This is a genomic window from Alienimonas chondri (genome assembly GCF_013036045.1).
Lineage (GTDB): Bacteria > Planctomycetota > Planctomycetia > Planctomycetales > Planctomycetaceae > Alienimonas > Alienimonas chondri.
Genome location: NZ_WTPX01000152.1, coordinates 1 through 11,016, shown reverse-complemented (window position 1 = coordinate 11,016; position 11,016 = coordinate 1). Strand labels below are relative to the sequence as shown.

The following is an 11,016-nucleotide window of genomic DNA, read 5'->3' as shown; positions in this document are numbered from 1 at the left end:
CTCCCGCCCCCAGCTCGCCCGTGACCCGCCGATCCACCCTCGCCGCGTTCGCCGCGGCCCTGTTCGCCGCCCTGCCGGTCTCGCCGGCGCTCGCCGACCACCACGAAAAGGACGAGGCCAAGCCGACTCGCATCCTATTCGTCACGCAATCGAAGGGCTTCAAGCACGGCAGCGTCGATCGCGACAAACCCGGACGAGAACTGGCGCCCGCGGAGATCGCCATGAAACAGCTCGCCCAGCAGAGCGGGCTATTCACCGTGGACCTCACCCAGGACGTCGCCGCGGACCTCACCAAGGAGAACCTGCAGAACTACGACGTCGTCGCCTTCTACACCACCGGCATGCTGCCGATCTCCGACGAGGACATGGATTACTTCCTCAACGACTGGCTCAAGCAGCCGGGGCACGGGTTCCTCGGATTTCACTCCGCGACCGACACCCTCAGCGACAATGAGGCGTATCGCACCTTCATCAACGGCCGCTTCGGCGGGCACCCGTGGGGCGCCGGCAGCACGGTGACGATGAAGGCCCACGACACGGAATTTCCCGGCGTGAAGGAGCTGCTGGTCACCAACGACCGCCCCGCCGCGATCACATGGAAGGACGAGATTTATCAATATAAGAACTTCGATCCGCAGGCCGTCCGCGTGCTCGCCAGCCTGGACATGGAACTGACGGAACTGAAGAAGCCGTACCACGTCCCCGTGATCTGGGTGCGGGAGTGGGGCCAGGGCAAGGTGTTCTACAACAACCTCGGCCACCGCGAGGAGACCTGGACGAAGAAGCCGTTCCTCGATTCGATCCTCGGAGCCCTGAAGTGGATCCGCGGCGAAGCGAAAGGCGACGCGACGCCGAACCCGGAGGTCTCCGAGCAGATGGAAGAAGCCAGCCGGAAAGCGGCGCCGGCGGAAAAGTCCGACAGCTGAGCGGAATTCGCTGAGCGATTGCTCGAAGACCGCCCTCAGCGTCCCGGACCCCTTCAAGGGCCCGGGACGTTTTTTGCTGCGCAGAGGCTTCCCAGCACGTCAGCCAGATAAGTCTGGCGACAGCTGGAAACGGTGTGAGCCCGAAGCGCAAGCGAGGGTCGCGACTCGCCCACCTCGCTTGCGCTTCGGGCTCACGGTTGAACGCTGTTCAAACAAAAGCGTCCCGGACCCTGCGGGGGTCCGGGACGCGTGAATCAGCGGCCGCGGGAGAACGGCCCCTTCCTGAGTGTCGGGGCTCCGTTCAGGCTCACTCCGCCGGGTTCAGGTCGAAGCAATACAACTTCGAGCGATCGGAGACGAACATCTTGCCGTGGGCGATGGTCGGGGTGCTGTAGACCGCGGAGGAGAAGGCTTTCTCCTCGATGACGTTCTCTTCGCGGCCCAGTTCCATCACGGTCAGATCGCCGTCTTCGTCGCCGATGAAGATCTTGCCGTCGGCCACCATCGGGGAACCCCAGCAGGCGGCGAACATGTCGTAGACCCACAGGCGCTTGCCGGTCTTCGCATCGAGGCAGTGGACGAAGCCGGAGAGGTCCGGGGCGACGACCAGGCCGTCCTGCACGGCGACGGTGCTCATCGTGCGGCGGAAGATCAGTTCGCCCTTGCTGCCGGTCACGCTGCCGTCGACGTCCTCGCCGCCGTACTCCCACACCATCTTGCTGGCGGGGTTGGGGACGACGCCGTCGTCGGTTTTCAGCGTCGGGGAGACGTCCCCGGTGCCGGTCGGGTCGATCTTATAGAAGTGGCCGACGCCCTCGCCGTGCTCCGGGTCCTGGCCGACGCCGACGTAGACGGCGCCGTCGGCGAACACCGGGGTCGCGATGATGGCGTTCCGGGTGCCGCGGCCGCCCAGTTCCCAGACGCTGTCCTTGGGGTTCATATCGAACTGCCAGATGATCTTCCCGAAGCCTTCGCCGTCGCCTTCCGGAGCCATGCTGTAAAGGATGCCGTCGCCGCCGGGGAACAGAACCTGAGCCTGTCCGTCCACCATGACGACGCAGGGGCTGCTCCACTGGCCGTGGAGGATCTGGTCGAAGGGGGTGTTGTCCTCCCAAACGATCTCGCCGGTGTTCTTGTTCAGGCAGAGGAAGCAGGGAGCGCGCGGGGCGGGCACTTCGAGGTGCGCCTCGTCGACGCCGTTACTGGTGAGGAAGTAGAGGTTGTCGCCGAGGATCAGCGGGGAGGAGGTGGCGAGGTTATGCGGGAACACGCCGAGTTCCTCGATCATGTCGAGGCTCCAGAGAATGTCCGCGTCCTCTTTCTCGGCGTCGACCTCCTCGGTGTATTCGCCGTCGTTGGTGCCGTCGTGGAAGCCGTCGAGGTCCAGGCACATCACTTCGCAACGGTTGGTGATGACCCAGACGCGCTCGCCTTCGACCACCGGCGTGCTGCAAATGCCCTGCTCCGGCCAGTCGTGGACGCGGCCCTGCGGGAGCTTCTCGCGGGTCAGTTGCCACTGGAAGGCGCCGTCGGCTTCGTCGAAGCAGAGCAGCACGCCGCGGTCGCCGACATGCTGCGGGCGATATTCGCCGCCGTTGTTCGTGCCGACCAACACCTTACCGCCGGCGACGACCGGGTTGCCGTAGGTCTGCGAGCCGAGGCTGGCCGTCCAGAGCACGTTCTTCGGCTCCTCGCGGCGGGTCTCCGGCTGGAAGTCCGTGCTGACGTTCTGGGCGGCGTTGACCATGTTGCGGAACGGATCGCCGCCCCACATCGGCCAATCGCCGTCGGCGGTCCAGGCCTTCACCTCGGCGGCGGTGTCGTCGCCGGATTGGGGAACGGCCGGTGCCGGATCGGCGGGCGCCGGGACCGCGAGGGTCAGCAGGGCGAGCGGCGGCAGGGCCGCGAGAGACAATAGGGAACGACGCATATCGGTCGGCGAATCGAGGGCGAGCGGGATGGATGAAGGGTGGGCGGCGGGCGTCAGCCCGCCGAGCGGCGAGACGTCACTCCGCCGGCAACACGGCGAAGTTGTCCAGGTAGCTATCCGCGAGGCGGTAGGCGTAGATGCCCGCGGCGCCGGAGGGGGTGGGATGGGGATCTTCGACGGTGAGGGTCCACTCGGCCGGCTCCTCTTCGCCGCGCGGCCAGATCTTGCCTTTCACGACTGCGGAGCCGTCCGGGTCGGCGTCGGACGGGGCCGTCTGATCGACCGCCATCTTCAGCGTGTACCACTTGCCCGGCTCCATCTCGTACTTCATGTCCGCCTGCAATCGCAGGTGAGCTTGCCACGACTGGATCTCCAGCCGCAACCGGTTCGCTTTGGAGATCAGGGAGTACTTCTCGTTCGTCACGCCGACGCTGGCGAGCCGACGGCGACCTTCGACCATGAAGTCGGCTTGAACGATGTAGTCGGTCAGCGTGGGCGGGCCGACCCAGACGTCGAAGCTCGGTTTACCCAGCGCCTTCTCCCCGCCGGCCATCAGCAGGGCAGTCGAACCGCCCTTTTCAACCGCTTGGAACTTGCCGGCCGCCCCGACCCAGGCCGGGAACGACGCGCGACCTTCGGTGGGCACGTCGTTGAAGTCGTACTTCCACGGCAGCGGCGGGTAGAACCGAACCTGGGCGGCACTGCTCAGGTCGCCGAGCGTCGCGGTGATCACGCCGTCCGCGGGGAGGCTGGGGCCGCCCTCGACCTTGGCCGTCATCTTGTCGACAGACAGGCCGTCGAACGGCTTCGTCACGGAGAACTTCGCGTCGGAGACGGTCTTCAGGAACTGGCCGGTCGCGTTGTAGGCCCGCACCTCGAACTCCCTCGTGTCGCCCGGCTTCAGGGAGACCAACGCGGGCACGATGCGAATCGCGGCCGGCGGCCCCTCGGCGGCGGCCTCGACGGGCAGCGCCGGGATCTCGACCATCGTCTTCGCCGCGTCCGGTTTCCCGATGCAGTAGGAGCGGTCGCGGGCGACCAGCAGGATGCGGCCGTCGCTGATCGCCGGGCTGGCGGTGGTTTCGTCCGGGCCGCTGACGGTGTCGGCTTCCAGCACGACTTCGCTCAGGACTTCGCAGCCTTCGCGGGAGGGTTTGAGGATCCAGACGCGGCCGGCGTTCTCCATCACGTAGATCTTGCCGTCCGCCCAGACGGGCGAACCCTTGCCGACGGTGCCGATCGTGAAGGCCCACAGCCGTTCGCCGGTTTGGGCGTCGTAGGCGTTCAGCTTGCCGAGGTCGGTGACGACGTACAGCATGTCGTCCTGCAGCACAGCGCCGGTGTAGCCGGCCTTCGTGCCGTTCTCCCGCCAGACGGAAGCCTTCGGGTTATCGGTCAGGTCGCCGCTGGCCAGTTCGTCCGTCCCCAGCGTCGGGTCGAGGCATTGCACGCGGCCCAGACCGCCCTCGGTGGTGTCGATGTTGTCTTCGCCGTGGGTGATGTAGACGAGGCCGTCCGGCCCGACGACGGGGCTGGCGTTCAGGCCGCGTTTGCTCATGCGGTAGCCCCACAGCGGCTCGCCGGTGCGGCTGGCGATGCTCCAGATGCCGCCGTCCGCATTGCCGCTGATGATCTGCCGCACGCCGCCGATCACCGCGACGACCGGGTTGGTGTAGATGGTGTCCTCAGCGGGGCCGCCGGGGGTGCTGGCCCAAAGGACGTCGCCGGTCCGCACGTCGAAGGCGTAGAACCGCTGCTTCGGCGGGGGCGCCCCGAGGGCGTAGTCGGCGTTGGCGATGAAGGAGACGATCACCCGGTCTTCGTCGATCAGCGGGGTCGTCGTCCGTCCGCCGTAACCGCTGATGTGCCCCAGCAGTTCGTACATCTGCACTTCCCACAGGCGTTCGCCCTTCGGAGAGTAGCAGATCAGGCCGCCGTCGACGGTGTGGACGAAGACGTTGCCGGTCTCTTCGTCGACGGTGGGGCTGGCCCAGCCGACGCGGTTGGACGGGATGTCGGTTTGTGCGACGGGGAACTCGTCCCGCCACAGTTCCTTGCCGGTTTCCATGTCCCAGCAGAGAGTCATCTGACGGGCGTCGATCAGTTCGTCCGGCTTGCGAACGTCCGCCTCAGTGCGGGTGTTGAGGTAGGCCCGGCCGTCGAAGATCGCCGGCGTCGCCCGGCCGCCGACCTCACTGGTCCACAGCAGGTTCTTCGCCTCCGCGTCCCCGTAGCCGGGGTTCCAATCGTCGATCAGACCGGTCTCCCGGGACACGCCGGTCCCCTCCGGCCCCCGCCAGTAGGCCCAATCTTCCGCCGCGGCGGCGGGGGCGAAGGTTTGAACGACCGAGAACCCTGCGGTCAGGAACAGCAGCGGGACGAGGCGGGCGATCATCGGCGGTTCGTGCGGGGGGAACATTGTGCGACGCATCAGGCTAGCGGGGGCGGGGGCCGTCTTCCATCGGGCGGCAAGATGAACGGCCTGCGAAGATTGCGAGGGCCGTGCGCATCCACGTCCGTCACTCCTCGGCGGAACCGAGGGTGACGGTCAGCGTTTGGGGTTCGCCGTCGCGATCGACGGTGACTTCCACCGTCTGCCCGGCTTTCGCGTCGCCGAGCGCCGCGGAGAGGCCGACCGCGTCCGCGACCGGCACGCCGGCGAACGCGGTCACCACATCGCCCACCCGAAAGCCGGCCTTCATCGCCGGGCCGTCCGGGGCGAGTTGATCGATCGCCACGCCGCCGCCCTGGGCGGGGAGATCCTTCGGCACCACGCCGAGGATCGGCCGCCCGGCCTTCTGCTTGCGGCCGTCGATGCGGGACATCGGCGGCTCCGTGAACTCCAGCGGGTCCGGGCCGTCGACGATGCTGTCCGTGAGTCGTTCGGCGAAGTCGGCCAGTTCGGCAATCCCCTTTAAATTCACTGTTTCGACGTCGTCTTCCGGCTTGTGGTAGACGTCGTGCAGCCCGGTGAAGAAGTGGAACGCCGGGATCTTCACCTTGATGAAGTCCCAGTGATCGCTGGCCGCGAGCACGCCGTCCACCCGATCGACCAGCACGCCGGTCTTCGCCGCGGCGGCATCGACCAGCGCCGGGAACTGCGGAGAGCTGCTCATGCCGTGCAACTGGAAGGCGTTGTCGCCGTAGCGCCCGACCATGTCGAAGTTGACCATCGCCCGGGTCGTTTCCAAGGGGAACAACGGCTCCTTCGTGACGTAATGAACGCTGCCCAGCAGGCCGCGTTCTTCGCCGCTGAAGGCGATAAACACCATGCGCCGAGCCGGTTTATCGCCGGCCGCCGCGCGGGCGCCGTATCGGCGGATCAATTCGAGCAGCAGGGAGGTGCCGCTGCCATTGTCGTCGGCGCCGTTATGCACTTCATTCGACCCCGGCGAGCGACTGCCGACGCCCCCGTAGCCGAGATGGTCGTAGTGGGCGCCCAGTACGACGGTCTCGTCCGCCAGCGGCCCCTCGCCCTCCAGCACGCCGACCACGTTATAAACGTCAGCCGTTTTCGGCTCGAATTTGAAGTTGAGGTCCATCGTCTGGCCCATCGTCCCGCCGATCGGGGCGAGGGCGGCGTCGATCCCCTTCTCCAGCGCCTCCACCGAGGCGAACTTCAAACCGGATTGACTCTCGATCGGGTGTGCCGCGAGCAGTTCGTCCGCCAGTTTCCGGGTGATCTGTCCGAACGGCAGTTTGAACGCCGGTCCGCCGAACGCGCCGGCGTCGCTGAGGACGTCGCCGTCCTCCGCGAGGGTTTTCGAGTCGTTCACCAGCAGCACCGCCGCGGCGCCGGCGTCTTCGGCGGCTTTGAGCTTGCTGCGGATATAGGCGAACTGGCTGGTCTTGGTTCCCTCGAAGGGGCTTTCGGCGTCGTCCTGCCGCGGTTCACGGCGGAGCACGACGGCGATCTTCCCCCTCACGTCCAGACCGGCGAAGTCGTCGTAACCCAGCTTCGGCGCGGTGATGCCGTAGCCGGCGAACACCAGTTCCGCCTCCACCTGACCGCTGGAGCCGTAGGCCAGCGGCTGGATCTCTTCCCCAATCACGAGACTGCGGGCGGCCCCGCTCGGCGGCGTGAGCGTCGCGGTCGTCTCGCCCGGCTCCGGGGCGGTGCCGAGCGTGATGTCGAAGGGTTGGAAGTAGCCGCCGTCCGTCGCGGCGCCGGACAGGCCCGAGGCCTTCATCTGGGCGCGGATCAGATCCGCGGCCTTCTTCAGCCCCTCGGTTTCCGGCCCCCGCCCCTCGAACTCTTCAGACGCCAGCTTGCGGAGATCGGCGGTGATCCGCTCGGTCGCGGTCCCCGGCAACGCGGCGACCGGGTCGTCCTGAGCCGCGACGGGCGATGCGTAGGGCGCCGCGCACAGCAGCAAGGCGAGGGGAACGAATCGCAACGGCATAGGTGCGGCGGTCACTGGGCAGGCGGGGGCTCTGGGGAGACGACGGTGCGAGCGCCCGCAGGATACGCGGCTCGCCCGCCGCACACACCCACGGGGCACCCGGATCCGCCTGATCCTTCCCGCACTGCTCAGCCCGATCGCCCCATTCCTCACCTGCAAGTCGCACCCGGCGACGCTCCGGAAACATCGCCGTCACGCCGCTGCGTCACGCTGACCCGACCGAGAACGACTCGTTACGCTCCTCGCGGATCAACTGCTTTGGCGAGGACTCGAAACCGCGGCGACCGCGGCCGGGCCGGTGGCGGGTTGGTTCGCATGGGCGCCGGTGGAGACCTCGTAGTCCCCGGCGTGTTTCTCCCGACGGGCGAGGTCGCGGTCGTGCTCGACCATCAAGGTCGCGAGGCCGTTCAGATCGGTCTCCGCTTCCCAGCCCAGTTCGGCCTTCGCCTTGGAGGGATCGCCTAACAACAGATCGACCTCCGCGGGGCGGAAGTACCGAGGGTCGGTCTCGACGTATTCCTGCCAGTCCAATCCCACCGCCCCGAAGGAGAGTTCGAGGAAGTGCTGCACGGTCTCCGTCACGCCGGTGGCCAAGACGTAATCGTCCGGTTGATCGGCCTGCAACATCCGCCACATGCCCTCGACGTATTCCTTGGCGTAGCCCCAGTCCCGCTTGCTGTCCGTGTTGCCCATATAGAGCTTGTTCTGAAGCCCCTCCGCGATGCGGGTGGCGCCGCGGGTGATCTTGCGGGTGACGAACGTCTCGCCCCGTCGGGGACTCTCGTGGTTGAAGAGGATCCCGTTGACCGCGAACAGCCCGTAGCTGTCCCGATAATTCACCGTGTGATGGAACGCCGCCACCTTGGCGCAGGCGTACGGGCTGCGGGGATAGAAGGGCGTCGTCTCCTTCTGCGGCGTTTCGTGCACCTTGCCGAACATCTCGCTGCTGCTGGCCTGATAGACCCGCACCGGCTTCTTATCCGCCAAGCGACGAGCCGCTTCCAGCACCCGCAACGCCCCGCCGGCGACGACGTCGTGCGTATAAATGGGCGAATCGAAGCTGACCCGCACGTGACTCTGGGCGCCGAGGTTATAAACCTCGTCCGGCTCAGTCGCGAGCATCAGGTCGGTCAGTCCCTGCCCGTCGGCCAGGTCGCCGTAATGCAGCGTCAAGCTCGGGCCGTCGCCGGCGTCGTGCCGGTCCTGATAGAGATGTTCGATCCGGGAGGTATTGAAGCTGCTGGCCCGGCGAATGACGCCGTGGACTTGATAGCCTTTCTCCAGCAGCAGTTCCGCGAGGTAACTGCCGTCCTGCCCGGTGATCCCGGTAACGAGGGCCTTTTTCATGGCTGCGTGCTGTCGTCGTGGTGTACGTCGGATTGTTGATATGGTCGGCCAGGCGACTACGCCGAGCGATGGCCGCGGAACCAGTCGACGGTTTCCGCGAGACCGGCGCGGAAGTCGGTGTTCGCGGTCCAGCCGAACCGCTGTTCGGCGCGGGTGGTGTCGAGGCAGCGGCGGGGTTGGCCGTCCGGCTTGGTGTCGTCCCAGACGATCTCGCCGTCGAAGCCGACGGTCTCCGCGATCAGCGTCGCGAGATCGCGGATCGTGATCTCCCGACCGCTGCCGAGGTTCACCGGGTCCCCGCCCAGTTCGCCTTCGTTCGGCTCAGGGTCGTAGCGTTCGGTCGCTGCGAGAATGCCCTCCGCGGCGTCGCGGACGAACAAGAACTCCCGACTGGCCCGCCCGCTGCCCCACGCCGTCACCCGGTCGTCGCCGCGATCGACGGCTTCCACCATCTTGCGAATCAGGGCGGGGATGACGTGGCTGGTTTGCAGATCGAAATTGTCGTGCGGCCCGTACAGATTCACCGGCAGCAGGCTGATCGCCGACAGCCCGTACTGCCGGCGGTAGGCGTCGGCGCCGACGATCAGGCTCTTCTTCGCCACGCCGTAGGGGGCGTTGGTGACCTCCGGGTAGCCGTCCCAGAGAGCGTCCTCCCGAAACGGCACCGGCGTGAGGTTCGGATAGGAGCAGATCGTCCCGACCTGGACGTATTTCGCGACCTCGCCCTTGCGGGCCTCCTCCAAGAGGTTCAACCCCATCATCGCGTTGGCGTACCAGTAGCGGCCGGGGTTCTCCCGGTTGGCGCCGATGCCTCCCACCTCCGCGGCGAGGTGCAGCACGACCTCGGGCCGATGCTTCGCGAACAGCGCCCGCACGTCGGCCTGTTCGGTGAGATCGCAGTCCGCGGACCGCGGCACGATCAGCGCGGCCGGGTCGCGCTCGCGGATCAGATCGCAGAGGTGTCGACCGAGAAATCCGGCCCCGCCGGTGACCAGCACACGGCGCCCGGCCAGCGAAAACGGCCCCGACGATGGAGGATCAGTGGCAGTCAAGGTGACCGGTTGCGCAGGGTGTTTCGAGGGGGGCGAGCACTCTAGGCGAACGCTCCGCCGGCAGGAACCGTGACGGCCCGCGAGCCGGGGGTTCATGCCCCCGGCTCGCTGCATCATCCCTACTTCCCTACTTGACCAACTTGGGACTCGGCCGCAGGTAGTCCTCGAAGATGCGGCGGAGTTCCGATTCGTACATCGCCGGGTTGCCGGACGTCCGGGGGCTGGAACCGGAGGAGTCCGCGGTGTTCGACAGGCGGGCCATGCGGTCTGCGTATTCGTGATCGGCGCCCAGCCCCATGCCGATGGGGATCGTCTTGCCCTCGCTCTTCCACTTCGAGGCGTGCATCAGCGGGGCGTTCAGCCAGGTGGCGCCGGCGGCGTAGAACTCCGCGGCGTCGTCTTCCTCAAGCGTCGTGCGGTACGCGGCGACCTCGCTCTCCTCCGTGGTCCAGGCGTTGGGAACGCCGTCGGAGACGATCACGATCACCTTTTTGGCGAAGACGCGCCCGCGGCCGCCCTCGCTGATCGGGGCGAGGTGCTGTTGCGCCAACAGCACCGCCGGGTCGAGGGCCGTGGTGGCGCCGACGTCCCCGACCGCCTGCAGCTTCGAGACGACCTCCATCGCCGCCGGATAGTCGGCGGACAGTTCATAGGCGACCTCGGGCTGGTGATACGGGCCGAGACCGTCGAACGTCACCACGCTGACCCAGTCGCGGACCTCCGGCCGGCCGGCGCCGTTGATCTCATCGACCACGTCCAACCCGGCGATCAGGCTCCGCCGCAGCGCGTGCATCGGCTGGGTCCGGGGCGGGAACTGAAACGTACGACCGCCGACGGACTCGCGGTGCAGGCGGACGTACGGGCTGTCGACCGACAGCGGCGTCTTCCCGTCCAGGCCGGGGTCGGCGTTCTCATGGTTGCCGTACGCCGGGCTGCGGTCGCGACCGAAGTCTTGCAGGAACTGGGCGTAGGTGAGGAAGCCCAGCTTGTTCCGCAGGGCGTACACCGGCGAGCGGCTTGCTCCGGAGAACGTCCAGCGATTCGGGTTGTTCATCCCGGTGATCCGATCGCCGTCCTGCGAGGGCGGCAGCCAGCGGCTGCGCATCGTGGAACCCTGCCGCGGCGTGCCGACCGGATCTCCGGCGCCGCCGACAGCCGCCCGCGACAGCGTCAACGCGGCGAGGTCCGATTCCAGTCCGGCCAGTCGATCGGTGATCGTCCGCGGGGCGTTAATGCCGGCCAACGCATGGTTCCGCAGCGCCTCGCCGGGGGCGGCCTGCGGCGTTCCAGAGTCATGGGGGAAGACCTCTTCCAACCACCCCACGGTCGGCCGCGGCGGCGGGGGCGGGGAACTGGGA

At 67.4% G+C, this 11,016-nt stretch carries 7 protein-coding genes; 1 reads left to right on the top strand and 6 read right to left on the bottom strand.

The window, feature by feature from the left end:
- On the top strand, window positions 1-926 hold a 926-nt coding region (locus tag LzC2_RS17600; RefSeq protein ID WP_315854724.1), incomplete at its 5' end, for a ThuA domain-containing protein.
- A 307-nt stretch (window positions 927-1,233) separates the two neighbouring features.
- Here LzC2_RS17600 and LzC2_RS17595 read toward each other — a convergent pair.
- From LzC2_RS17595 to LzC2_RS17570, 6 genes are all read right to left on the bottom strand, one after another.
- Window positions 1,234-2,856 (bottom strand): outer membrane protein assembly factor BamB family protein, encoded by a 1,623-nt coding sequence (locus tag LzC2_RS17595; protein ID WP_171189331.1) that lies wholly within the window; start codon window positions 2,854-2,856, stop codon window positions 1,234-1,236.
- 76 nt (window positions 2,857-2,932) lie between these two features.
- Window positions 2,933-5,251, bottom strand: a complete 2,319-nt coding sequence (locus LzC2_RS17590; RefSeq protein WP_171189330.1) for a PQQ-binding-like beta-propeller repeat protein — start codon at window positions 5,249-5,251, stop codon at window positions 2,933-2,935.
- A gap of 124 nt (window positions 5,252-5,375) precedes the next feature.
- Entirely contained in the window at window positions 5,376-7,274 is a 1,899-nt protein-coding gene (locus tag LzC2_RS17585; RefSeq protein ID WP_171189329.1) for a M28 family peptidase, read from the bottom strand.
- Window positions 7,275-7,508: 234 nt separating this feature from the next.
- Window positions 7,509-8,606 carry a GDP-mannose 4,6-dehydratase gene (gmd, locus tag LzC2_RS17580; RefSeq protein WP_171189328.1) on the bottom strand — a complete coding sequence of 366 codons (1,098 nt, stop codon included), beginning with the start codon at window positions 8,604-8,606 and terminating at the stop codon, window positions 7,509-7,511.
- Window positions 8,607-8,662: 56 nt separating this feature from the next.
- The gene (locus tag LzC2_RS17575) at window positions 8,663-9,604 is read right to left on the bottom strand and encodes a GDP-L-fucose synthase family protein (RefSeq protein WP_315854722.1); all 942 of its coding nucleotides are present in this window, start codon (window positions 9,602-9,604) and stop codon (window positions 8,663-8,665) included.
- Window positions 9,605-9,785: 181 nt separating this feature from the next.
- Window positions 9,786-11,016, bottom strand: a 1,231-nt coding sequence (locus LzC2_RS17570; RefSeq protein ID WP_171189326.1) for a vWA domain-containing protein, incomplete at its 5' end; no start/stop codon positions are given.